Annotated in this window: 23 protein-coding genes; 20 read left to right on the top strand and 3 right to left on the bottom strand. The window is 42.3% G+C overall.

Annotated features, from left to right (window positions below):
- The first annotated feature begins 160 nt into the window (after positions 1–160).
- On the top strand, positions 161–931 hold the full coding sequence (gene truC, locus JMX75_RS10150; RefSeq protein WP_133105023.1) for a tRNA pseudouridine(65) synthase TruC: 771 nt from the start codon (positions 161–163) through the stop codon (positions 929–931).
- A gap of 262 nt (positions 932–1,193) precedes the next feature.
- Here truC and JMX75_RS10155 read toward each other — a convergent pair whose 3' ends face one another.
- The gene (locus JMX75_RS10155) at positions 1,194–2,147 is read right to left on the bottom strand and encodes an AraC family transcriptional regulator (protein ID WP_259275399.1); all 954 of its coding nucleotides are present in this window, start codon (positions 2,145–2,147) and stop codon (positions 1,194–1,196) included.
- A gap of 73 nt (positions 2,148–2,220) precedes the next feature.
- On the opposite strand from JMX75_RS10155, the gene JMX75_RS10160 reads away from it, so the two are divergent.
- Both JMX75_RS10160 and JMX75_RS10165 read left to right on the top strand, forming a co-directional pair.
- Entirely contained in the window at positions 2,221–2,634 is a 414-nt protein-coding gene (locus tag JMX75_RS10160) for an organic hydroperoxide resistance protein (protein ID WP_181209837.1), read from the top strand.
- A 415-nt stretch (positions 2,635–3,049) separates the two neighbouring features.
- A complete protein-coding gene (locus JMX75_RS10165; protein ID WP_201532224.1) occupies positions 3,050–3,349 on the top strand; it encodes a peptidylprolyl isomerase in 300 nt (99 codons plus the stop codon).
- Positions 3,350–3,879: 530 nt separating this feature from the next.
- On the opposite strand, the gene JMX75_RS10170 is transcribed toward JMX75_RS10165, so the two are convergent.
- Positions 3,880–4,770, bottom strand: coding sequence for a LysR family transcriptional regulator (locus tag JMX75_RS10170; RefSeq protein WP_201532225.1), 891 nt, complete (start codon positions 4,768–4,770; stop codon positions 3,880–3,882).
- 170 nt (positions 4,771–4,940) lie between these two features.
- On the opposite strand from JMX75_RS10170, the gene JMX75_RS10175 reads away from it, so the two are divergent.
- From JMX75_RS10175 to JMX75_RS10200, 6 genes are all read left to right on the top strand, one after another.
- Positions 4,941–5,330 (top strand): RidA family protein, encoded by a 390-nt coding sequence (locus tag JMX75_RS10175; RefSeq protein ID WP_201532226.1) that lies wholly within the window; start codon positions 4,941–4,943, stop codon positions 5,328–5,330.
- Between the two features lie 64 nt (positions 5,331–5,394).
- The gene (locus JMX75_RS10180; RefSeq protein ID WP_201532227.1) at positions 5,395–6,870 is read left to right on the top strand and encodes an aldehyde dehydrogenase family protein; all 1,476 of its coding nucleotides are present in this window, start codon (positions 5,395–5,397) and stop codon (positions 6,868–6,870) included.
- A gap of 92 nt (positions 6,871–6,962) precedes the next feature.
- The gene (locus JMX75_RS10185) at positions 6,963–7,952 is read left to right on the top strand and encodes a membrane dipeptidase (protein WP_201532228.1); all 990 of its coding nucleotides are present in this window, start codon (positions 6,963–6,965) and stop codon (positions 7,950–7,952) included.
- 148 nt (positions 7,953–8,100) lie between these two features.
- Positions 8,101–9,786 (top strand): BCCT family transporter, encoded by a 1,686-nt coding sequence (locus JMX75_RS10190; RefSeq protein ID WP_201532229.1) that lies wholly within the window; start codon positions 8,101–8,103, stop codon positions 9,784–9,786.
- A 102-nt stretch (positions 9,787–9,888) separates the two neighbouring features.
- Positions 9,889–11,679 (top strand): hypothetical protein, encoded by a 1,791-nt coding sequence (locus tag JMX75_RS10195; protein WP_201532230.1) that lies wholly within the window; start codon positions 9,889–9,891, stop codon positions 11,677–11,679.
- Positions 11,663–12,388, top strand: coding sequence for a DUF3726 domain-containing protein (locus tag JMX75_RS10200; protein ID WP_201532231.1), 726 nt, complete (start codon positions 11,663–11,665; stop codon positions 12,386–12,388). Before JMX75_RS10195 ends, JMX75_RS10200 begins: the two co-directional genes overlap by 17 nt.
- 127 nt (positions 12,389–12,515) lie before the next feature.
- Here the strand turns inward: JMX75_RS10200 and JMX75_RS10205 are convergent, their stop codons facing one another.
- Complete coding sequence (locus tag JMX75_RS10205) at positions 12,516–12,758, bottom strand: hypothetical protein (RefSeq protein WP_201532232.1); 243 nt, start codon at positions 12,756–12,758, stop codon at positions 12,516–12,518.
- A gap of 294 nt (positions 12,759–13,052) precedes the next feature.
- Between JMX75_RS10205 and JMX75_RS10210 the strand changes: the two genes are divergently transcribed.
- From JMX75_RS10210 to JMX75_RS10260, 11 genes are all read left to right on the top strand, one after another.
- Positions 13,053–13,196 (top strand): hypothetical protein, encoded by a 144-nt coding sequence (locus JMX75_RS10210; protein ID WP_201532233.1) that lies wholly within the window; start codon positions 13,053–13,055, stop codon positions 13,194–13,196.
- Between the two features lie 138 nt (positions 13,197–13,334).
- Positions 13,335–14,015 carry a 2Fe-2S iron-sulfur cluster-binding protein gene (locus tag JMX75_RS10215; protein ID WP_181209843.1) on the top strand — a complete coding sequence of 227 codons (681 nt, stop codon included), beginning with the start codon at positions 13,335–13,337 and terminating at the stop codon, positions 14,013–14,015.
- A complete protein-coding gene (locus JMX75_RS10220) occupies positions 14,012–15,004 on the top strand; it encodes an FAD binding domain-containing protein (RefSeq protein WP_181209844.1) in 993 nt (330 codons plus the stop codon). Before JMX75_RS10215 ends, JMX75_RS10220 begins: the two co-directional genes overlap by 4 nt.
- A 2-nt stretch (positions 15,005–15,006) precedes the next feature.
- Complete coding sequence (locus JMX75_RS10225; RefSeq protein ID WP_201532234.1) at positions 15,007–17,460, top strand: xanthine dehydrogenase family protein molybdopterin-binding subunit; 2,454 nt, start codon at positions 15,007–15,009, stop codon at positions 17,458–17,460.
- A gap of 97 nt (positions 17,461–17,557) precedes the next feature.
- Complete coding sequence (locus JMX75_RS10230; protein ID WP_201532235.1) at positions 17,558–18,910, top strand: XdhC family protein; 1,353 nt, start codon at positions 17,558–17,560, stop codon at positions 18,908–18,910.
- On the top strand, positions 18,903–19,634 hold the full coding sequence (locus JMX75_RS10235; RefSeq protein ID WP_201532236.1) for a nucleotidyltransferase family protein: 732 nt from the start codon (positions 18,903–18,905) through the stop codon (positions 19,632–19,634). The genes JMX75_RS10230 and JMX75_RS10235 overlap by 8 nt, the downstream gene beginning before the upstream one ends.
- Before the next feature lie 689 nt (positions 19,635–20,323).
- Positions 20,324–21,109, top strand: a complete 786-nt coding sequence (otsB, locus tag JMX75_RS10240) for a trehalose-phosphatase (protein ID WP_265088674.1) — start codon at positions 20,324–20,326, stop codon at positions 21,107–21,109.
- A complete protein-coding gene (locus tag JMX75_RS10245) occupies positions 21,106–22,707 on the top strand; it encodes a trehalose-6-phosphate synthase (protein ID WP_201532238.1) in 1,602 nt (533 codons plus the stop codon). The genes otsB and JMX75_RS10245 overlap by 4 nt, the downstream gene beginning before the upstream one ends.
- 19 nt (positions 22,708–22,726) lie before the next feature.
- Positions 22,727–23,815, top strand: coding sequence for an acyl-CoA dehydrogenase (locus JMX75_RS10250; RefSeq protein ID WP_201532239.1), 1,089 nt, complete (start codon positions 22,727–22,729; stop codon positions 23,813–23,815).
- The gene (locus JMX75_RS10255) at positions 23,803–24,663 is read left to right on the top strand and encodes a PIG-L deacetylase family protein (RefSeq protein WP_227673168.1); all 861 of its coding nucleotides are present in this window, start codon (positions 23,803–23,805) and stop codon (positions 24,661–24,663) included. Before JMX75_RS10250 ends, JMX75_RS10255 begins: the two co-directional genes overlap by 13 nt.
- Positions 24,647–25,444 (top strand): class I SAM-dependent DNA methyltransferase, encoded by a 798-nt coding sequence (locus tag JMX75_RS10260; protein WP_201532240.1) that lies wholly within the window; start codon positions 24,647–24,649, stop codon positions 25,442–25,444. The genes JMX75_RS10255 and JMX75_RS10260 overlap by 17 nt, the downstream gene beginning before the upstream one ends.
- Positions 25,445–25,484: the final 40 nt, after the last annotated feature.

A 25,484-nucleotide genomic window follows, 5' to 3' on the forward strand; every position in this document is an offset into this window, starting at 1 on the left:
TAACGGCAATGCCGAGGCGGTTAAAAGCGTGTGAGATTGAAAGTTATAGGATAGGTCAGAAATATGGGCAAAATTATTGGAATACCTTTTATACGTGAATTGGTAGCGTTTGCTAAAAAAGATATATAATTATGATATCTAAAATATAGGCACTGAAAACATGAATATCGAAAGCGACACCGCCAATCAAATCGCCAATCAAGTAGAAATAATCTATGAAGATGAATTTCTGGTGGCGATTAATAAAGAGGCTGGGCTGTTGGTGCATCGCAGTTGGCTGGATAAAGGCGAGACACGCTTTGCCATGCAGCTCACCCGTGATGCGGTAGGTTGCCATGTATTTCCGGTGCATAGGTTAGACAAGCCTACGTCAGGCGTGTTGTTATTTGCCAAGAGCTCAGCCGTGGCGCGCAGCCTTACTGAGGCTTTTACTGAACACAAAATGACCAAGCAATATTTAGCTGTGGTGCGCGGCTATATGTCAGAACAAGGCACCGTTGATTATGCGTTGAGCTTTCAGCCCGATGCTATTGCCGATAAGTTCGCTAATTTGGATAAACCGGCTCAAGAGGCAGTGACCCATTGGCAAAGTTTGGCACAAATTGAGTTGCCATTTGCGGTGTCAAAAAAGCATGACACGAGCCGCTATAGTCTAATGCGCTTAACCCCCGAGACCGGACGTAAGCATCAACTGCGTCGGCATATGAGACATTTATTCCATCATATCGTGGGTGATACCAGCCACGGCGATATACGTCACACACGATTTTTTCGTAATCACTATGATTGTACTCGCATGCTGCTACATGCTCAGAGTTTAGCGCTCAGCCATCCGGTCACCGGTGAGCCGTTATTGCTAAAAGCGGGACTAGACGATCAATGGATGCGCATTTTGGAAGAGTTTGCTTGGGTAGAGAGCGCTAAAGTTTAAGCAGTGTAAAGTTTAGGGTTTATCTTCAAAAGTCATATCAAAGAAGTCGACATACAGGTCTTAGTGTAGTTAGCGGGTTTTAAAATAATAAAGACAGAACATACGGGTGCTGCAATCGAAGGTTCAGGTTCAGGTTCAGGTTCAGGTTCATAGTGAGGAATTGAACTGACATTTGCTGTCAAATTCGTAGGCAGTAACCTGGAAGATTACCATTTCAAAAAATACTCATTTGTAGTAATAACTTCACCAGTTTTTCAACCCCTTAACTCAAATCGCTATTTGGACTGTTTCCAAATAATCGTTTATATTCTCGGCTAAATTGGCTGGGGCTTTCATAGCCTACTTGCATGGCAATCTGTGATATTTGAGAGTCATTGGATATGATCAGACGCCTCGCTTCCATTAATCGTAATTTTTTTTGATACTGTAGCGGACTCAACTGTGTAATCTCTTTAAAGTGTTGGTGAAAACCTGAGATACTCATACCACATCGGCTCGCCAAGTCTCCAATCACCACAGGTTCGTCTAAATGCGTTTTTAGCCAATCGGTTGCTTGTGAAATACGGTGAGTATGACTGCCATTGATGACCAGTTGTCGCAACTTATTCCCTTGTTGTGCCGAGAGCATGCGATAATAAATTTCTTGCTGTATTAAAGAAGATAAAAAATCAGTATCATTTGGACAATCAAGTAAGTTTACCAATCGCTCAAACGCTTGCATTATAGCGTCATCTAATTGCCATTTTATTCCCAAATTACCTTCTTTTACTTGTTGTTGAGGCGGTATTCTAGCGAGTACTTCTTGAATCATCACAAGATTTAATTTCATTGATAAAACGATGACAGGATGGTCTGACGAAGCATGCTTAATGTGCATACTTAAAGGAATATCGACAGGGCAAAACATCAGGCTGCTATTGTCAAATTTTTGGCAATCTTTTCCTAAGTAAATCTCGCGCTCGCCTTGCAGGACGATACATATGCTAGGCTCTTGAATGTAGCTGACGGTTTTACTTGGCCTGTCAGCGCAATAGAAAAATAAGTTTGGAATAGTAGATTCGATCGTTTTATTTTTGGGTAATAGTCTAAGTAATTGTTCAATGGTTTTTGTCTGCATGATGTTTTTCTTATTTTTAGGTTTGCTTGATAATATAAATTTTTGGATAATTAGGCAAGAGTTTCGTAGGACTGTTCTAACGGATTGTTGGTTGCGCATCTATAATAATCCCATCACGACGCATCAAGTCTGATTTTAATCATATTCAATAAATCTAAATAAGGAACGCATAATGAAAATATTTTATAAAACTCGTGCTACAGCAACTGGTGGTCGTTCTGGACATACAGGTCTTGACGATGGTTCGCTCGGTTTTGACTTGGTATCCTTTCAAGAAAAAGATAAAGAGGGGGTGAATCCAGAGCAGCTGTTTGCGATGGGTTACGCTGCGTGTTTTGATAGTGCGCTAAATATGACTGCACAACAAATGAAACTACCGGTAACCGCTTCGAAAACATCTGCTCAAGTTGGTATTGGTATGAAAGCGGATAATAGCTATAACTTAGATATAGAGCTGTCTGTCGAAGTATCTGGTATTGATGAAGCCCAAGCACAAACTCTAATCGAGACCGCTCATCAAGTTTGCCCATACTCTAATGCCACTCGTGGCAATGTTGATGTGCGCTTGCATGTTACGGTTGTTTAAATAGCGTTTGTCATTAAAAGCCAATAACTATAAAAAATAATACAACAATAATAAAATGTAAAATTGCTTGGTTACTCTAGGTAGCCAAGCAATTTTTTATGGTACTAAGCAATATAAATACTGCAATATAAATACTAAAATTCTTACACAAGCTCCAGTTTATTGTCTTCCGCTGACTAAGTTACAATGGCTAGCAGCAAATGATAAATCGATTGTATAAGCACTGGGCACATAAGCTGCCAATTGCTTTTAGCTCAGATTAAACTGTTTATGGGCGTCTGTTAGATGCATTGTACTGACACTTAAAAGGCAGATAATGACTTTTGATGAAGTAGCGCAGACCAGTAAGGTTAGCAACTAAGGTAAGTAATGATATAATGCCCCGACAATCGATATTTTATGAAGGGTTTACCTTATGGCTCGTACAGCTAGCGCATTACACATTTTAGTAAAAGACAAAGAACAAGCTGAAGATATCCTTGCCAAGCTTAAAAAAGGCAACATGTTTGATGTGTTGGCTAAGAAATACTCAACCTGCCCATCAGCTAAAAAAGGCGGCAGCTTAGGTGAGTTTAAGCAAGGCGATATGGTACCGCCGTTTGATAAAATTTGCTTCAGCGGCGAACTCCTCACCCCACACTTAGTGAAAACCAAATTTGGCTGGCATGTGGTTAAAGTGCTTTACAGAACGGAAGGGTTAGATTCTGAGCTTTGATTGATATCAATCTAGGATTTTCCGGTACATTCCATATTTTACCGATAAAAAAAGCCTCAGTCGTTAGACTGGGGCTTTCTAAATATTTGGTAGGCATAAGCAGACTCGAACTGCTGACAACACCCTATATCGTTCAAGATAGATCAACCAAATATCATAATACGACAATATCTTATATGTATTGATTTTATTAGCTTACAGAATCGATTCTATAGGCTGTTTTTTATGTGTCATCGATATTGTACATGGCTATGCACTATAAGGTTTAAAAGTGATGGCGATATTTACTTTTCACCACACTCACAGCATTTCGACCACCTATCACATTTATCACAAATAGATGCCGCGCTGCAGCCACACTTCGGGCAGTTACAACTAGCGCTATAACGTATCGCTGGTATCAATGAGTTCACTCTATCTTTAGAAGTCACTTTCATGATAAATCTTCGTCTGTGATGACTCATTCAGTCTGTCACTACTCACTAATTAAGACAACAATCCCGCAATCAGTAGCTTTATTATTGGATGCATCACAATAGATAGTGCTCTTGAACATAGGTCACACATAGCTCATAAAAAGCTTGAGCGGGCGGGGAAATAGATTTGTCAGCCAGTTTAAAGATGCCGATTTGTCTGTTTAAAGAAGGGTCAAGTAAGTTTATCCAAACCAGCTCGGGTTCATTAGAAGGAAAGGCGAGTTTCGGTAAGGTAGTAATGCCAAGATCGTTTCTTAACAATGAGAACAGTGAGGTGATATTTTCTACCGTATAGCGAGCTTTGCGGTTGAGCACTTCTGCAGGTGTGTTCTCAAGTAGTCGACAGGTACCATTATAAATAAAAGGCTCTGCCATGAGTTGTTGCCATTTTAGCCCTTGAGAGTGACGTGATTCATGATTCAGCGTATTACTTTTAAGACAAACCACGCCGATAGGGTCTGATATAAGTGCGGTAAAATCAATATCTGTTTGATTGATACTCGTACAATTACCTAATGCCAAATCCACCTCGCCCGTGAGCAGCCGGTTTGCAACGCCAACCGCGTTATCATCTATCAAAACAATTTCAATATCAGGATATTTCTTTGAATAGGCGACCAATACGCTAGGTAGTAGCTTAGTCACCAGTGATGGTACGCTAGCAATTCTTATCTTCCCTTTATCGCCTGCTGCGGTCGCTCTTAAGCCCTCTTCAAACGCTTGGTAAACACTAATGAACTGCTGAATCTTTGGCAAGCAACTTTCCCCAAACGGCGTCAGTGTTGCTTTATTGCCACTTTCAAATAAACGCTGATCCAGTGTTTTTTCCAGCTCTTTTATAGAGGCGGATAATGCGGCCTGTGTTCTATTAGCGCGGTTAGCTGCCACACGAAAACCCCCTTCTTCTACCACAAACAAAAAATGTCGTAACTGTTGTAGTTTCATAATCGTTAGTGCCTTTGTGCTTGCTGCCGTTGATCAGATACTATCTATTATAGCGATAGATTAAATCTATCATATTTAATATTTAATTAGTTAGATTTGTCATTATTTATTGCGTAGGATAACCAATAACACAGAAATTGCCAAACCATTCATTCAAAGGATATGACGATATGACGACTCCCTCAACCAAACAAGCGGTTCAGACTTCACTTTATGCCTCAAAAGCACCTCTTGAATGGGCAGTCACGAGTAATGGCACATTATACACCGCGCAAATTCCTATTGATGAAAACGGTGATGTGGTCGCAGGTGGTATCGAAGCCCAAACCCGCCAAACCCTTGATAATTTAAAGCATACTTTAGAATGTGCCAATGTAGGCATGGACTCAGTCTTACAGGTACTCATTTATGTCACTGATCGTGAATATCTAAAAACGGTCAATCAAGTCTATGCTGAATATTTTACAGCACCCTATCCAAATCGCGCGGCTTTGGTCATATCTGGATTGGCACGAGAAGAGATGTTGGTTGAGCTAGTCGTTTATGCGACCGTACCATAGTTTTTCCACTATATTTATACGACTCTTTCAATCATTTGAATTTTAATAAACTGAGGACGCCACTATGTCAGCTCAAAACACACAAAAAGTATCACAGCAAGACCCGCAGCAATCCCTTTATATCAATGGTGAGTGGCAAGCGGGTAGCGATACCATTGCTAATATTAACCCATCTGATATCACCGAAACTATCGGCGAGTTCGCCCAAGCCAGTAGCGATCAAGTCAAGGATGCTATTGCTGCTGCCCGTCAAGCCCAACCAAAGTGGGAGGCAACGCCGTTAGAGAAGAAGCAATCTATTCTGCAGGCGATTGGCGATGAGATGATTGCCCGTTGCGATGAATTAGGTACTTTATTGTCACGTGAAGAAGGCAAGCCATTTCTTGAGGGTCGCGGCGAGATTTATCGTGCCGGTCAGTTCTTCCATTATTATGCCGCTGAGGTGTTGCGTCAAATGGGCGATACTGCGGATTCAGTACGTCCAGGGGTTAAAGTGGAAGTAACGCGTGAGGCAGTCGGTGTCGTCGCCATTATCTCTCCTTGGAACTTCCCAACCGCAACCGCTGTATGGAAAATCGCCCCAGCCTTAGCATTCGGCAATAGCGTCATTTGGAAGCCTGCCAATTTAACACCAGCCAGTGCGGTAGCTTTAGCTGAAATCATTCATCGTCAAGGGTTGCCTGAAGGTACGTTTAACTTGGTATTGGGGGGAGGCTCATCAGTTGGTGATGCACTCATTAATTCAAAAGATATCGATGCAGTTAGCTTCACAGGTTCTGTGCCAACCGGTCGTAAAGTGGCTGCGGCAACCGCGCCTAACTTTGTGCGCTGCCAGCTGGAGATGGGTAGTAAGAATGCTTTAGTTATCGCCGATGATGCTGATTTACAAGTCGCTATTGATGCAGCGGTTGCTGGTGCGTTTGGCGGTTCAGGACAAAAATGTACGGCATCTTCACGCTTGATCGTCATGGATGGCATTCATGATGCTTTCGTCGATGGTGTCATTGCAAAAATGAAAACCCTAAAAGTTGGTCATGCGCTTGATGACGGTATCTTTATGGGTCCTGTGGTTGATGATAAGCAACTTGCATCCAACCTACACTGGATTGAAAAGGCCAAGCAAGCCGGTGCCAATTTAGCCTTTGGTGGCGAGCGTTTAGATATGCCGCATGATGGCTATTATATGTCGCCTACCTTGTTTACTGAGACTGATAACAGCTGGGATATCAATCAAGAAGAAGTATTCGCGCCGCTCGCTTGTGTCATGCGCGTCAAAAATTTGGAAGAGGCGATTGCGATGACCAACGATACCCGCTTTGGTCTAACTGGCGGTATCATTACCCAAAGCTTGCGTAATAGCGCGATGTTTAAAGAGCAAGTCCAAGCAGGTTGCGTCATGGTCAATCTAGCCACTGCTGGTACGGACTATCATGTACCGTTTGGTGGTCGTAAAGAGTCTAGCTTTGGCCCGCGTGAACAAGGTCAGTATGCTAAAGAGTTTTATACTATTGTTAAAACGGCTTATCAAAAGGCTTATTAATAGTCAGTTAATGACAGGTGCTAATAGTGATGTGTGGCTGGTAAAGATTCTCCTGCCACAATGCATTCGTAAAAGTATAAAAGGAATTAACCATGTATCAAGACCATATCGTCATTGACGGCTTACAGTATAGCCATTGGGACCGTAACTATTTCAAAATGCTGCAAGCCAGCGGTATCAATGCGGTACATGCTACCTTGGTTTATCACGAGGATTCGCGGCAGACAATGACACGCTTTGCAGAATGGCATGCACGCTTTGAGCAAAACTCAGATCTTATCTTACCAGTGTATTCAGTTACTGATATTGAGATGGCAAAGCAGCAAGGTAAAGTCGGTATCCTTTTTGGCGCGCAAAATTGTTCACCGATTGATGATGAAATTGGGCTTATCAGCGTGATGCGCCGCTTAGGACTACTGATCATGCAGCTGACGTATAACAACCAAAGCCTACTAGCAACCGGTTGTTATGAGAAGAATGACAGTGGCATTACGCGCTTTGGTCAGCAGGCGATAGCAGAGATGAATCGAGTTGGGATGATTATCGATATGTCGCATAGCGCAGAGCGTTCAACGCTTGAAGCGATTGAGCATTCTACGCGCCCGATATGTATCAGTCATGCCAATCCAACGGCTGCACACGATGCGCTGCGTAATAAATCTGATACCGTTATTAGTGCGTTAACCAAAGCGGGCGGGCTGTTGGGTTTTAGCTTATATCCGTTTCATTTGCCGAATGGTAGTGATTGTACGCTCAATGATTTTTGTAGCATGGTTGCTGATTGTGCTGATAAATATGGGGTTGAGCATTTAGCAATTGGTAGTGATTTGTGCCTGAACCAACCACAAGCGGTACTTGAATGGATGCGCAATGGACGCTGGTCAAAGGCAATGGATTATGGCGAAGGTAATGCTAACAATTCAGGTTGGCCGGATACTTTGCCATGGTTTGCAGGCAAGGACGGAATGGAAAATATTTATAACGGTCTGCTCAAACATGGTTTTAATGATGCTGATGCTGGAAAAATCATCGGACAAAACTGGTTTAATTTTCTTGAGAGTGGCATTAAGCCTTTAGTATAAATGCTAGGCACAGATGTAGCTTTCTAAAATGCTGGCTAAACTCAAATTCACGAGCATGAAAGTCACAAGCATTAAAGTATAGATGGGTAAGACGGTTTAGATAAAACGCCAATTTAAATGACGCAACATTATCATATGGAATTACATCATGGCTGATTTAAAAGGATTTAACAGTAAGCAACATGAGCAAGGACGCTCTCACAAAACCGATAAGATAGCGGATAATTTAATGCATGTAGAGACTCCATCAGATACTTTAGGGCTAAAAAACCCAGCATTTTGGTACAGTGGCGGCTTTATCATTGTGTTTGTTCTTATGGCCATCTTTGCTGAAGAGCGCTTGGCAAAATTAATCAATATCGGATTTTCTTGGTCGGCAACGGTCTTTGGTCCTTTTTGGCAAATATTATTGTTAGCGACCTTTGTGATTGCACTAGCAGTCGGCGCAGGTCGCACAGGACGCGTCATTTTAGGTAATCTAGCGAAGCCTGAGATGGACGGTTTTAAATGGATGGCGATTTTATTCTGTACGCTGCTCGCTGGCGGCGGCGTCTTTTGGGCAGCCGCTGAACCTATCGCTCATTTCGTTAGCGCACCGCCTGTTTATGCTGAAACCGCTGATATCCAACAACGCGCTTTCAATGCGCTATCTCAATCCTTTATGCATTGGGGATTTCTAGCTTGGTCAATTGTCGGTAGCTTGACTGCTATTGTAGTGATGCATCTACATTATGATAAAGGCTTACCGCTTAAACCGCGTACACTTTTATATCCTATGTTTGGTGAACGCGTGCTGACAGGTCAAACGGGTGCAATTATCGACGCTTGCTGTATTGTCGCGGTTGCTGCCGGTACGATCGGTCCTATTGGATTTTTGGGATTACAAACCAGCTATGCGTTGAATACGCTGTTTGGTATTCCTGATACCTTTACTACCCAACTTATCATTATCATCTTTGCTATTGCACTTTATACGCTCTCAGCCATTAGTGGTCTTGCTCGAGGTATGCAGCTGCTCAGTCGCTTTAATGTCATATTGGCCTTTGGTCTGATGGTCTTTATTTTGATGTTTGGTCCTACCAAATTTATTGTTAATGGGTATATTCAAGGTGTTGGTACCATGGTGCAAAACTTTATCCCGATGGCAACCTATCGCGGTGATGAAGCTTGGCTTGGTGGTTGGACGGTTTTCTTTTGGGGTTGGTTTTTGGGTTATAGCCCGATGATGGCGATATTTATCGCTCGTATCTCACGCGGTCGCACGATTCGTGAATTGATTACGACCGTGTGCATTTTGGCGCCATTGGTTACCTGCTTTTGGTTCACAGTCATCGGCGGTTCAGGTCTTGCGTTTGAGATTGCCAATCCTGGTAGTGTGAGTACAGCATTTGAAGGCTTTAATCTTCCAGGTGCACTGCTTGCCATTACTCAGCAGCTGCCATTTCCTTTGATAACCTCCTTATTGTTTATCATTCTAACCATGGTTTTCATTGTTACTACTGGTGATTCGATGACCTATACCATCAGTGTCGTTATCAGTGGTGAGAGAGAGCCAAATGCTATCATTCGTACCTTTTGGGGCATCATGATGGGGGTCACGGCGATTGTTCTTATCTCACTTGGTGCAGGCGGGGTGACGGCGTTACAATCCTTTATTGTTATTACGGCGGTGCCTGTCTCCTTTGTTTTGCTGCCATCATTGTGGAATGGACCAAAAATTGCCAAGCAGATGGCAAGAGATCAAGATCTTTATCGCCCTAATAGGGTGGAGACTGCCCATCAGCTTATCGAAGAGCAACTTGTCGAAAAAAGTATTGGTAAAGAAGTTGATTAGGTAGCGCTTTGTTATCGCTGATAGTTTATTTGCTCATAAAAACCGCAAATCTACAGTATTAAAAGGTGGTTGGTTCAACACATTATTGAAGGTGATAGTTATATGGAACATACTTTGCCAAACAACGATAAGCTAGATGCAGTCAGCTTCCGTACACCCGAGGTGGTGATGCATTCTGAACGACTCGGCGCTATGCACCAAACGCGTATTAGCTTCGTCCGTACGTTATTGCGCAAAATCGACAAAGAGCATTGGACATTAAGCAAGCATCTGTGGGATTTAGATAACGACGGCTATGGACAGGTCATCTATCGTTTGCAAACCCCTGAGCACGTTTATCATCTGGTGGTGTTTTGCAATCAGATTGCTGATGAAGAACGTAATGATCGCGTCATTGCGCAAAAATGGGATGTTACATTTGCCCTGGTTTACGGGGAAATAGGGGACGAGCTGCTGGCAAACCTAAAAGCCAATGTGCCATTACAAGAAGCGGGTCGTAACTCTAACATGGTGATGGTGCTGGCACGTGCCAACAAAAGCGTACGGGTCTTTGATCATATTGTCAGCTCACTTGCTGAAGGTCAGCAGCCTGATTTGGACGTACTTGCGCAAGTAGGTTATATACTGCGTACCACGGCAGTTTATGGCAATGGCAAATTTGGTATTTATGACTTTAAACCACTAGATCACAGCGAGGATTTTAATCAATCTTTTCGCGCCCAGATGTGTGCCGTGTATCTCATTCGAGAGTTTAGCCTTGACTGGGTCGATTATTTGGCTCAGAAAAAGGGTGGTGCTAAAGCAGTCAGCTTGCATCCGGAGATTAAGCAGTATCTGGGCATAGGTAATGCGACTGGTCTTGGAATGGCACCTTATCTTATTAACCATCCTTGTGTCGTTGATCAATGGCTGAGTGCGCGTGAAGGCGCGCTACAAGCAGTGTTGGTCTGTGATATTGAAGATGACAATAACAACAACAACAATAACAATAACAATAACAATAACAATAACAATAACAATAACAATACCAATAGTAAAATCCAGCAGCTTTCACATTTAATGAAGCGCGCTATCCAGCATTTCTCTGAAGTGGTCACTATCAATGAGCCGCAAATTCTACTGAATAGTACCGTCGTTGATGAGCTGAATAAGCTACAAAATAACTTTATGAGCGAGATTGAAGGATGTGTTACGTGGGCTGATTTTTTACAGCGTCAGGCGTACCTTAGTTTTGAGAGCCAAGAGGTCATTACCTCTTGTCTGATGGAGCTGTATCCTGAGCTTGTTGATGCGTTTGCAGGGCAAGCCAATGCTGATGAAACCATGTCGCTGCCCGGTGGCAAAGTCGTACAAGATTTGATTGACGTATTAGAAGCGCGTTATCAATGGGCGATAAGTATTGATTTTGAGGCAGAAGATAATGTCTATTGGTTCTGGTATCGCTCAGAAGATAAAGAAGAGCCAAGAATGGGTGTGCGTGGACAAGAGCGTGGCGATGATAAGGAATTCCTGTTAGATATTGGTAGGCAGGCGAACACTTTATATCTGGCATTACAACAAGCGGATCCACAGCAATTGTTATCAGAATTTATCTTAAAGCAACCAAAGTATCGTTCTATTGCTCGACGCGTCTGGACAATGGGGCATAAAAAGATGGGCGATATTCAGATTAATGTGCTGCAAAAAACGGCATTACCAATGCATTTGTTACGCTGTAAATTGTCTATGTTTGGCGCGACTAAGTTCGATCCAAGATCAGATCGCTGGGTGCGTGTTACGCTATTCCAAGGTGCGCCTTTGTTTGCTGAAGTACACAGCAATGAGTGGCTATTTCCTTTGTTACCAAATTTATCTGTACCGAAAAGAGGGCTAACCCATGATCGTATCGCATAACGAAATAGTGACCATGGTGAATAAAGCTTTTTTGGGCATGCAACGTGAAGTAGGCGAAGCTGACCTTATTGCTTCCATGGTAGCTGAGCTACAGATGGCTGGTCTAAATGGTATTTTGCATTTCAATAATGCCAGTCCTTTTATTTTGTCTGAACGTGATGTTGCGATTGATATCATCTATCAAGGCGAGGGTGAAGTCAGATTAGACTTGCATGGGAGCAGTCTGGTCTGTCATTTACCGGCAGTGATGGATTATGTGATTGAAAAGATGGGCAGTCGAAATCATTTTAAAGTGTATTTGCAAAATTGTCATAACCGCTGGCTGGCTTATAGTGAGCTTGCAAAACTGGCGGCAAAAGGCATTGCTTGTTTGGCGAAGTGGGACAATGGTAGCGCACCCAAGCATACGATATTTACTTTAGATAAAAGATTTGTTTATCCTGATCTATATTTTTTTAATGAAGCGCAGGCAAATTATAATACCAATGACATGGTCATTGAGCTATCAACAACCAACTTTGATATTGAACAGGATATTCAGTACTTTGATCGTAAAGTATCAACAGATGAGTTGTATGCAACCCATCAAAGGGCATGGAAAGAAGGTATTTATGTTGATGATGGGCAGTGGGCAACTCTGAAAAAAAGCGCTGCAGCAATATTGGTCGAAAACAGTGAGGCATCAAGTAAAGGGGCAGGAGGTATATAGGTTATAGAGCAAGCACGCGTTGCTGCTCAAACGACCATAGATGAAATTACAACCTATAACACAATAAAAAATAGCTCCTAACTAGGAGCTATTTTTTCATCAAATAATACCATTAAATGTATGCTAATTAACGACGGTTCTGAACATATACGACTTTAGGTGCAGGTTTATGGTGTTGAGCCACAACTCTCTTATGTGCAACCTTCTTATGTGCAACTTTTTTAACCATTACTGTCTGAGGAGCTTTATGTTGCTTTGTATGGGTAACATGATGTTTTGCAACATGCGGCGCGGGTGCAGCACTTGCTTGACCAATCATAGCAAAACAAACGGTAGCAGCTACAATAGCGCTTATCATTGTGTTTTTCATTATCATTTCCTTCCAAATTCGTATTCAAACATGAATTATTGATTAAGAAGCAAGACTTACCATCAAACAAAATGTCTTGATGAAGCCTTACTCTGTCGACAAAGGAAATGATAAAGGATTATGACGTTGCGTAGCTTTATGAAACTTGACGAAAGGTTACGACTGTTACTAACTGCTCCAATCTTCTTTAGAGATACGACATTCTTGTATTTTGACTGGTACTGATAAAGCTAACTAGGTGATTGTAATGTTCTTGTTGACACTGGCAGTACGGTTATTATGGTTGAGCACGATATGCAGGTTGCCATAAGTAGCGAGTGGATTATTGATATCAGTCAGGGCGCTGGTGATGAAGGTGGAAAAATTGTAGCGCAAGGATCACCTGAACAAGTAGCGCAGTCGGAAATTAATCGAACTGCGCCCATTATGGGTTCGTAGTTCAAATTACCAAAATCTCATGGTCCCGAAAAACACAACAGCAATAACTGAATGTAGTTAACAGTTAACATTTAATCTATAGACTAGTTACAAGACCTAATCTAATATTTTATTATCCTTTGCCAGCGAGAAGCCAGCATGTCTAATTTAATGTTAACGATTAATCAGCAGGATTATGATTTTGATAATCTTGACCCGCGAACGACATTGCTGGATGTATGTCGTCACCATCTACATATCACAGGACCAAAAAAAGGCTGTGATCATGGGCAATGCGGCGCTTGTACTATGATTATTAATGGGCGACGAATCAATTCTTGTTTGACATTAGCGGTCATGCACGATGGTGATGAGATTACCACCATTGAAGGTATCGGACTACCTGAATCGCTATCAGAATTGCAACAGGCTTTTAAAGACCATGATGCCTTTCAATGTGGCTATTGCACGCCGGGACAAATTTGTTCTGCAACGGCATTGATAGAGGAAATCAAACAACAGTGGCCAAGTCATGTGACTACTGATCTGCAAAATCCTAATGGACTGCTAGTACAAGAAATTGCTGAGCGCATGAGTGGCAATATCTGTCGCTGTTCAGCCTATCCTAATATTATCAGAGCCATCTCACAGGTACTTGAAAAGCAAGTATCAAACTCTTCTTCAGTGACCGACGATGCGCCTAATAATAGCCCAGCTGATGTAGCTATTAGTGGTATTTGGTCGCCGCCGCCTAGCGAGGCACAAATTGGCGGTCATTCAATGGTAAAGCAAACTGCTAATGTTCCCAATGCTGCCAGTGCTAAGGGAGAACGTTCATGAAACGCTTTGAATATATCCGTGCCCTTGAACCGCAACAAGCCGTGATGTTTGCCACGCCTGAGGATGCATCTTTTATTGCCGGTGGCACCAATTTACTAGATTTAATGAAGATTGAGATTGAGACTCCTCAAAAATTGGTTGATATTACGCGCTTGGAGCTGCAACAAATAGAGACTACCGCTGATGGTGGATTACGCATCGGCACGCTGGTGACGAACAGTGATTTAGCGGCGTATCCCACTGTGATTGCAAACTATCCTGTACTCTCTCGAGCAATTTTAGCCGGAGCGACAGGTCAATTGCGCAACAGAGCCACTACAGGCGGCAACCTATTACAACGCACCCGTTGTTACTACTTTTATCAGCCCGATAGTCCTTGTAATAAACGCAATCCTGGTTCTGGTTGTCCCGCTATTAAAGGTGAAAATCGTCCGCTTGCTGTCTTAGGAACAAGTGATGATTGTATTGCTCAGCACCCATCAGATATGGCGGTAGCGATGCGCTTACTCGATGCCACTATTGAGACGCTCAAAGCAGACGGCACCTCGCGCCAGATTCCGATTAAAGACTTCTATTGCTTGCCAAAAGACACGCCAAATATCGAAACTGTCTTAGAGACAGGGGAGCTGATTACTCATATTGTTCTCCCAGCTCCAGTGAAAGGCATGCACACTTATGACAAAGTTCGTGATCGCGCCTCTTACGCCTTTGCTTTAGTGTCATGCGCGGCAGTAATCAATATTAATAATCAAAAAAAATTAGAAACGGTACGTTTGGCATTTGGTGGTATCGGCACTAAACCTTGGCGTAATGAAGCGGTTGAAGCATTACTCATAGGTACAGACGGTAATGTCGACATTATTTCGCAAGCGGCAGATTTACTATTAAAAGATGCCAAGGGTAATGGTCAGAACGACTTTAAGATACCGCTGACGCGTCGCTTGTTAAAGCAAGTTATTGAGCGCGCACTAACGGGTAAGGGAGCATAATCATGTCACTATTGGACGCAGTACTGCCATCAGAACCCACAAAAAAACTGACCATGGATAACCCAGTTGATACTCTTTTTGATAAAACTGCCAGTCAATTGGTTGGTAAACCTATCAACCGTGTAGACGGTTCCTTGAAAGTCAGTGGACAAGCGACTTATAGCGCAGAATTTTATATTGAAGGACAGGTTTACGGCGTCTTAGTTGGTGCGACCATTGCTAAAGGCAAGGTGAAGCACATCGATAGCCATGCAGTGGAGGCGATTCCAGGTATTATTAAAGTGGTTACTGATCCCGAGCATTTTTTGCGTAACGCTCAGCAAGGCGGGGAGAAAAAAGCACCCACTCAAGGCGTCGTTGAGATTTTTTACCATGGTCAGCCCATAGCTGCCGTAATCGCTGAAACCTTTGAAGCGGCTACTGAAGGCGCAAAAGCCCTCAAGGTGACTTATGAAGATGAAACAGCAAATGCTGTGATAGATTTCAGCTCAGCATTGGGAAATGCGCATTCGGTTGATGAAAAAAAAGGCTCGGACAAGAATTATAAGCAGGGCTACCCAGAGCAAGGACTTAAAGAGTCTGAGGTTTCGTTTGATCAGATTTATCATACGCCAAGCCAGAGTAGTTCGCCCATGGAGCCACATGCTACATTGGCTTATTGGGAGGATGAAAAGTTAGTCTTGTATACGGCCAATCAGATGTTGTCCTCTTGCAAACAACAAGTGGCGGATGCCTTAAATTTGGATCCAGATAATGTGCAACTGATTGCTCATTACGTTGGTGGCGGTTTTGGCAGTAAACTTGGTATTGCACCTGAATCGATTGCCGCGGCCATTTCTGCAAAAGAGCTTAAGCGTCCGGTATTGATTGTGATGACTCGCCCGCAAGTCATGGAAACCACCATAAGGCGCTCAGATACGCGTCAACGGATTGGCATCGGCTGTAATAAAAACGGTATTATTAATACTTTTATCCATAATACCATCACTAGTAACTTACCCGGTGAGAGCTTCTTTGAGCCTGCAGCGCTGTCTACTCACTATCTATACCGTGGTGAAAATCGTCAGGTCGACTATCAGATGGTTGATGTCAATAAAGTATTATCAGGTTCAATGCGCGCCCCTGGGGAAGCGGTGGGGTTAATTGCTGTTGAATGTGCAATGGACGAGTTGGCCATTCAATTAGATATGGATCCTATAGAGCTACGCCGCCGTAATGAGCCTCATCAGGATCCTAGTAAAGAAATACCTTTTTCAACTCGGCAGCTGATCGCCTGTATGGAAAAAGGGGCTGAGCAGTTTGGTTGGGAGAAACGCAATAAGATGCCCGCCAAGTGCTTAGAAGGAGACTGGTGGTTGGGTATCGGTATGGCTGCCGCTGCCCGTGGTAATCAGTTAAAGCTTTCTGAAGCAAGAGCAACCCTACAAATCGATGACTCAAAAATGCTTGGGATTAAAGCCATTATTGAAACAGATATGACCGATATTGGTACGGGCTCTTATACCGTATTTACCCAAATTGCTGCTGATCTACTTGGTCTACCGGTTGACCATATTGAGATGAAACTTGGCGATACTAGTATGCCGCCAGCCGTTGGTTCAGGCGGTAGCATGGGTGCGGCAAGCTCAGGTAGCAGTATTTATCTGGCGTGTCAGCAATTGCGTGAAATGCTGGCAGACAAAGTTGGACTATACTCCGACACTATCCAGCTAAATGACGGTCAGATCAGCGAAATAGGAGAGCATGAAGTTACAGTAACAGAGACTATCATTGAATCTGGTAAGGATGTCGCCACTGAACTTGTAGAGAAGTTAGCAGAAAAAACGAGCGTGCCTCTCCCTGAATCTGTATTGGAACGCTTGCCGGAGAAGCAGGAGGCTAAACAAAGTAGATATGATTTTAGTGGCCATAATAGTTATTCACTAGCCGATATTATCGCGCAATATGACGACCAAAAGTTAAGTGCTAAAGGCAAGATTAAACCGGGTAAAAATGAAAAAACCCATCGCCAATCTTCATTCGGTGCCAATTTTGCAGAAGTCGCTGTGCACCGAGTGACGGGTGAGATTCGAGTCAAGCGTATGACGGGCGTATTTGCCTCAGGGCGTATCCTCAATCAAAAAACCGCTACTTCACAGTGTTATGGTGGTATGGTTTTTGGTATAGGTTCAGCTTTGATGGAAGAGGTTATCCATGATAAACATGACGGGCGCTTGTGTAATCATGACCTCTCTGAATACCATATTCCTGTTAATGCTGACGTACCGCAACTGGATGTTATTTTGCTAGAAGAAGATGATCGTTATACCAACCCAATGCATATCAAAGGGATTGGCGAAACAGCAATTTCAGGCGCTGCAGCAGCGATTGCAAATGCTATCTATAATGCGGTCGGTATCCGGGTTCGAGACTTCCCCATTACTCTAGATAAGCTTATTGACCAACTGCCAGATTGATTCTTATCAAATACTGTTTTGCTTAAAAAAATCCGATTAAACAGCGGGTTTTTTTAGCTTATTCTCTAAGCTTATTGATAAGTCTATAAGGAACGTTATGAATCAAGCTGCTGATATCCTTGACCTTGCTGAGCAAGCAACACAACAAAACATCGATGCTGTATTAGCCACCGTGGTTCGTACAGAAGGCTCGGCGTACCGTCAGCCGGGTGCGATGATGCTTATCTGCGCCGATGGACGTTCGGTTGGGATGATTAGCGGCGGCTGCCTTGAGCCGCATATTATCAAACGTGCCTTTTGGCTGACTCGAAACGGTGCGAATATACAAGTTTACCAGACAGGTGATGATATTGGATATCATAAAAATGGTGACTCTGATTTGTCTATTGTAGACGATGATAGTGCTAGCATTAAAGATGCAGATATGTCTGAAGACGATTTTTTATACGGCGAGCTCAATTTTGGCTTGGGTTGTAATGGACGAATACATGTCTTATTTGAGCGTTTATCGACAGCGATATCATTACTTGATCTCATCCGTCAGGTTCGTCATACTCAACAGCCAGCAACCATTGCTACGCTTATTAGGTTGGATAGTGCAAAGATTAAAGGAATGGGGATGCAATTTGGTAGCCGCATTTATTTAGATACGTATTTAAAGACAGGAAGTCTGACCGATTTATATTTGAACCGCAACATGATAAGCGATTCGAATACGTTTATAGATGATATGTTGTTAAATGCCATTCAAAAACTATCAAAGCATAAGTTTCATAAAAAAAATGCTGAATACATTAAGTTAACGAGCGACCTAGAGCTACAAGCCACAGGTGATCGGCAACATGAGAGTGAGTGGTTATTGCAGCAGATTTACCCACAGACACGATTAGTGATTTGCGGGGCAGGTAACGATGTTCTACCGCTGGTGACAATGGCAAAGCTACAAGATTGGTATGTCACCGTCATAGACAGTCGACCCCAATATGCAACACGTCTGCGCTTTAGCCAAGCAGACTCAGTACTGTGCGTGGCTTTGGATGATAGTGAAACATTGCTCAATCTCAGTGCTGGCGCCGCCGTTGCTGTGATGTCTCATAGTCTGGCCCAAGACCGCGCCCGACTAGCCGTACTACTAGAGCATTCTGCTCAATATCGTTATCTTGGACAACTGGGACCTCGCTATCGTACTGAGCGTTTAATCAAAGAAATTAGTGAGACAAGTGCTAACCCACATATTTTAGCGGATGGTATTCGTAAACTGCATTATCCTATTGGTTATAAGTTGGGTGGGGATGGACCTGAAGCATTGGCACTCAGTATCATGGCACAAATGAGCGCGGTGATTCATGGACACGCGCCGCAAGCATTACTGCCAAATAGCCAATATACTATTCAAACCTCAGAGCAATCAGTCTTCAATAATTATAAAAATGATTACGCCCATGACTAGCGATGTTGATACTAATCATTCTATTTTACCAACCAAAAATCCATTGCCCAGCAGTACAGAAAATGATGAAAAAGACCACGCTGTTATTATCTTGGCAAGTGGTCTGAGCGAGCGTCTTGGTCAATCTAAGCAACTGCTCAGCAAGCATTGCGAACCTCTCATCTGTTATATGACTAAAATAGCATTAGCCACAAAGCCTCTTGCCGTTATTGTTATCATTCCTCAAGATCAACCAGCAATCACCAATGCGATTAATGGGTTGGTCCGTCAAAATCCAATAATCTATACCGTGATTAATTTAATACCTAAAACGGGTATGGCGCATAGCTTGTCTCTTGGTATTGAAGCTCTGACTAACTTGAAAGTCTCGTTGATTAATCGAGTGTTAATCATGGGGGTAGATCAAGTATTATTAGATAGTGAGCATTTGAAAAAATTATTAGCGTTCAAAAGCACAGTGGTCGCTAGTCGTTATCAATGTGTAGATAAAGCGTATTCTACTGATACAAGTAAAAATAATATCACCGGTCTTCCGATAGTCATTAATGTTGAGCGTCTCAAACAGTGGCAACCAGCACTGATAGGGGATAAAGGTTTGCGCTATTTGATTAGAGCCTTACCGCCCAATCAGTTAAGTACGGTCATAAACCATCAACTTAGCTATGATATCGATACGCCCAAACAGCTTTTTTATGCCAGACAACAGCATTGGCTTGATGTTTAGTCATTTATAAAAAATGGGTAGTTATAAGCACAGGAGCATATAGTTTGAGGGTTGCGATGAAAGAAAATGATAAGAGTAGCGTAGAATCAAGGGACGAACTGATTAAAAAATATGGGGCTGTAGTTTGGGATTATTCGAATTACGCTCAAAAATCAAGTTGCATGCTTTGGGTAAGTATGAGGATCTATCATTAAATAATCTCAAGTTAATTACAAATTGTTTAATGCTATTGGAAGATTTTACTTATCAAAACAGCTTAGAGGATAAAGAGAAAGTAGCCTATTACAAAAGCTGAAAGTTACAAATGAGCGCACTACGCGAAAAGCTAAGCGCCATTGAATTACATACAATGTATAGCGACCTGCTATAAATGGCAACCGTGTTTAATGAGTTACAGAACTCACGTCAAACAGCACACTCTGGTCACTAGATTTTTACTGGAGCTATGGCACACTTCTTATTAGATTTAGTTGCTTAATAGTGGCCTTCCTATAAATCCATATTTAAAACGCCAGTAACTTTTAGCAGCTAAATTATTTCAAACTTAGGTGGTGTTAGAGCGAAAAATGTTCTCATATTAAAAGGGAATAAACGTGACTTCAGGAAGAAATCCCAGCATAAATAGGCGACCTATCTATATTCTACCAAAAAACTTTGCTGACTATTTATGCCCTCAGCAAAATTATTATTTGTTTCTAGATATAGATGGTACGTTAGCTGATTTCACACTGAATCCAAAAGACAGCGTTATCCCAACATCAACCTTGATTCTTCTACAAAAAATACAAAGCCATGGTGTAAAACTTGCTGTCGTAACAGGACGCAGTTTGGCTGAAGCAAGGCAAATGCTGTCTCCTTTAACATTACCGATTGCCGCAACGCATGGACTAGAAATAGCGTTTGATGATATCAGTGATCATAATGAGACACATGTTGTATCTGTTGACATCATGGAACTTGCTGTAATAAGAAAGTCTATTATCCAATCTTGCATTCCCTTTGATGACTTCACCGTAGAAGATAAACCCTATTCTGTCGCCCTCCATTTCCGAAAGAACCCTGTTTTGGCTGATGCGGCTTATACCATCATGGTAAAAGCCTTAAAAACTCATGCTAACTGGACATTGAAATCCGGTAAATGTGTTTGGGAGGTAGTGCCAAAAGGAGTGGATAAAGGTAGCGCAATTCTGACTTTATTAAAAAGAATGCAGAGTAGTAATAGTATTTTACCTATTTTTATCGGTGATGATATTACGGATGAAGCAGGGTTTATCGCTGTACAAGGTGAAAATCAAATAATAGTCAGTCAACCACAGCCATTAAAAGGAATGGGGATTAAGGTTGGTAGTGAGGCTACGCATGCCAATTACTATGTACGTAATACTCATGAGGTCACCATGTTACTGAATAGCTTTTTAGGCTTTTGCCAAGAGCATTCAATGCTAGCAAAAGAAACAGTGAGGCACGTGATATGAGCCGCTTAATCGTCTTGTCTAATCGGGTTAAAATGCCTGATAAAAATCCAATGGCAGGCGGACTGGCGATAGCACTGCAAGACGTATTGATGGAAAAATCAGTCGTTTGGATGGGCTGGAATGGTGAAATCGTTAATAGATTTGATGATGATTTCTCTAATGAATTTAGTATTACCAAACAAGCCGTCTTATCAGGCATAGATATATCACAGGGTAAGACCTCTATTACTTATATGACCACTGCTTTTACGACTAAGCAATATCAGCAGTTTTACTGTGGATTTGCCAATAATGTATTGTGGCCATTATTGCACGAGCGACCTGATTTAATTCATGAAACACCAGAGGATTACGCAGGCTATCAAGAGGTAAACCGTCTTTTTGCTAAGCAATTAAAGAAGATTATTAAGCCTGATGATGTGATTTGGGTTCATGATTATCACTTTTTAAGTGTGGCATATCATTGTAGGCAGTTGGGTATTCACAATCGTATCGGATTTTTTTTACACATCCCATTTGTCTCATTGCCATTTTGGCAATCGCTTGATAAAAGCGATGAGCTCATTAGGCAGCTTGCTCATTATGACGTAATTGGTACACAAACTCATCAAGGTAGAGCCAACTGTCTTGCGGTTTGCAGATATTATTTAACAGATAAGATTTTAGCAGTATGTTCTTCAGAGCTCTCACCAATAAATGTTTTACACGACAAACATGCTGCTAGTCTATATAAATCATCTGATGTGCAGTTACTGCTCAATTTAGATTTAAAATCCCAGCATTCTTTAGTGGTTAAGGCTTATCCAATCGGTGTGAATGTGGAGAGAATCCAACAACAGGTCAGTCACTTGTCTTCGCATTGCTCAGTACAATACGTCAAAGCCCATCAGAACAAAAAAAGCATAAAGTCTAACGCCCAGCAGATTATTGCAGTAGATAGAATTGATTACTCAAAAGGTTTGTTAAGGCGTTTTTCGGCATATCACAATTTTTTACATCAAAATCCGTCTTATCAGAATCAACTGAAATTATTACAAATCGCCTGTCCTAGTCGCTTAGATGTGCCTGCTTATCAACAACTTCATCATGATGTTAAAACTGCTGTTAATGATATTAATCAGCAGTTTTTGCCTAGTAAATATACAAAAGATGCTTCTACAGATACTTGGCAAGCTATCAACTATGACGAAAGCGTAATAAGCCACGAGACACTAATGACGATGTTTTGGCAGAGTGATATCGGCTGGGTCAATTCGCTTAAAGATGGTATGAATCTGGTTGCCAAAGAGTATATTGCCGCTCAAAATCCTGATAATCCTGGCGTGCTATTGCTCTCACGTTACGCTGGGGCAGCGGCGCAAATGCAAGCCGCAGTCATTATCGACCCACATCAACCAAAAAGTATGACAGACGGTTTAGGGATTGCTTTGACAATGCCATTAGGTGAGCGGCAGTCACGCTATCAATCGCTACTGCAAGGACTGCAAAAAGATAACTTGCAAGCTTGGCAGCAGAGTTTTTTAGATGATCTGTATGATGTTAAAAGGCGACAAACAGATATTTTGAAACCTGCCACAGTCCAAATGTCTGACTCATAAGAACGATTAGGAGACCCTTATGCTACCGTTAGATGCAACAAATCCTTTATTGTCAGAGATTAAAGCCAGTATAGACAATATCATACGTACTGATAATCAAACCATTAGGACGCTTGGCTTAACTGATGCATTACGTCATGACATTCTAAAAGCCTTAATCACCTATAGCGAGAAAGTCCCGCATCCGGCAAGTGGTGCTACCAATGTAAATGGTGGAATATCAAGTACATTGATCCGTTGGCAAATTTTGGCTTATGTAGCAGGTGTTGATTTAACGATTGCAAAATGGTTTGAGTCGCACTTGGATGCGCTAAGTATTTTACATGAGGTGGGCTATGCTAAAGCTGATCAAGGGTTGTGGGCTGTTTGGGCAGCAGAGGGTCATTCCGATCCTATTCATTATCAGCAGGGTAAAATCAGCGGTACAAAAGAGTGGTGTTCTGGCGCTAACATTGTTGATCGCGCGCTAATGACCTATCGTGATAAGAACGGTCAATCGCAATTACTTATTGTAGATATGCAGCAAACTGGCATTGAGATTGATAACGAGGGATGGCGGGCGATAGGGATGCAAGGCACTGATACAGCAACTTTACAGTTTTGTAAGGTGACAGCCTGTCAAGTTGGGACAGCCAATGCTTATCTAGAACGTGTGGGATTTTGGCATGGAGCGGCAGGTGTTGCTGCTTGCTGGTACGGGGCAAGCGCTTACCTAGCAGACTACTTAATCAGTGCCTATGAGCAGAAACCAAACAATTATAAAGCCATGTATTTGGGTCAAATTAGTACGGCATTGGCAGTCACTCAGCAGTATTTTTATTATGTTGCTGATTTAATAGATAGCCAGCCACAGCTGAGTCATGAACTTGCCATACGCCAGCTAAGATTACAAGTTGAGAAAGTTGCTCGCCAAGTAATGGAGGTTGTCGGGCAGGCATTGGGAGCAGCACCATTTTGTCGCAATGCCCATTTTGCAAGATTGTCAACAGATTTGCCCGTGTTTACCCGCCAAAGTCATGGCGCTTTTGACTTACAGAAAATCGGCGAATTAACTGGTATTTTAGCCAATGACTTAACTGATGGGCAGGACAATATATGGCAACTGTAATATCTAATAAGGCTGTAGAACCTGCCACCAAAGATAATGCTGCTACCCATGTTGCTTTTCCTGAAGGCAACCATCCGATTGTAGGTGACCGTGTTATTGAAGGTGATGGCACCAGTCAAGATGCCTGGAAAAACTGGTCAGGCCTGCAAGACATGCCTCGATTTGATATTGCAAAAAGCTTTGCCCCGCATCAGCGTGTCTGTATCTTCGCCCCGCATCCTGATGATGAAGTGCTAGGCTGTGGCGGTCTGTTGCAACAACTGGCGGCGAATGGCAATCCTATCGTTCTTATTCACGTGACTAATGGCACACAAAGTCATCCAAACTCGCACGTTTATTCTCAAGAAAAGCTTAATATCATCCGTCCACAAGAAAGTATTAGAGCGCTAGAAGTATTGAGTGTGGCCCATCAAGTTATGACTATTGCTTTAGACTTAACAGATGGCAATGTCTTTGCCCAACAAGATCAGTTTCACCAGAAACTATCCACCATTATTAAACCTAACGATATTTTAATAACGCCTTTTATGCATGACGGGCATCCTGACCATGAAGCAACTGGACAAGTGGTGGTCTCATTTGCCAAGCAGCATCATTTAGCCTGTTATCAAGTGTTGATTTGGGCATGGCATTGGGCAAAACCTGCGGATAGCCGTATTCCTTGGCACTGTGCCAAAAGAGTTGACTTAACCACTGAGCAGCTACAGCGTAAAATAAAGGCCATTGCCTGCTTTGAAAGTCAAATCACTGCTGATGACAGTACGGACAATCCGCCTATTTTATCCGCGCAAACGATTGCTAGAATTAGCCAACCTTGGGAGGTTTATTTATATGAATCACACCTCTAAACCTAAGCCGTCGATGAGTGCCGATAACTTAGTTGATAGTATAGATTATGATAAAACTGTATTAGATGATAATCCTGCTACTAAGCGCCAATCATCTGCTTATTCAGAATCGTATTTTGACGCATTATATAATGACAACACGGACCCATGGCAGTATCAAACTCGCTGGTATGAAAAACGAAAACGTGATATTTGTTTAGCGATACTGCCCCAATCTGAATATAACAATACCATTGAACTGGGCTGCGGAAACGGTGTGCTTAGTGAGTTATTAGCTCAACGTTGTCAGGCATTAGTGAGTATCGATGGGAATCAACGGGCAGTGCAACTTGCCAAAGAGCGCTTGGCAGAATTGTCTCATGTTAAGGTCATTCAAGGTGTAGTTCCTAATAGATTATTAAATTTAAGAGAGGCAATTATAGAGGCTTCTCCTTTATCAAACGATACACCTACTATAGAGCCAGCCTTTGATTTAATTGTCATTAGTGAAATTTTATATTATTTATCACCCAATGATATTGACACGGTGATCGCTTGGACTCAGCAAAACCTTGCTATAGGCGGTACATTGCTATGCTGTCATTGGCGCTATGCTATTGATGGCTTTGCTATGACAGGTGAAACTGTACATCAGCGCCTGCACCATGCCTTTAATTTTGCAAATAATGAGAAGCATCAGGTTGCATTCAATCATCAAAGCCAAGTGATAGACAATGATTTCTTATTAGATATTTGGCAACGTTCTCCAAGCTCGGTAGCCATGCAAGAAAACTTGATATAACAGGGTATAAGTTTTAAAAAACTGAGTAGAGAGGTGAATA

The sequence above is a fragment of the Psychrobacter sp. LFX-11D genome (assembly GCF_904846475.1).
In the GTDB taxonomy this organism is placed as follows: Bacteria; Pseudomonadota; Gammaproteobacteria; order Pseudomonadales; family Moraxellaceae; genus Psychrobacter; species Psychrobacter cryohalolentis.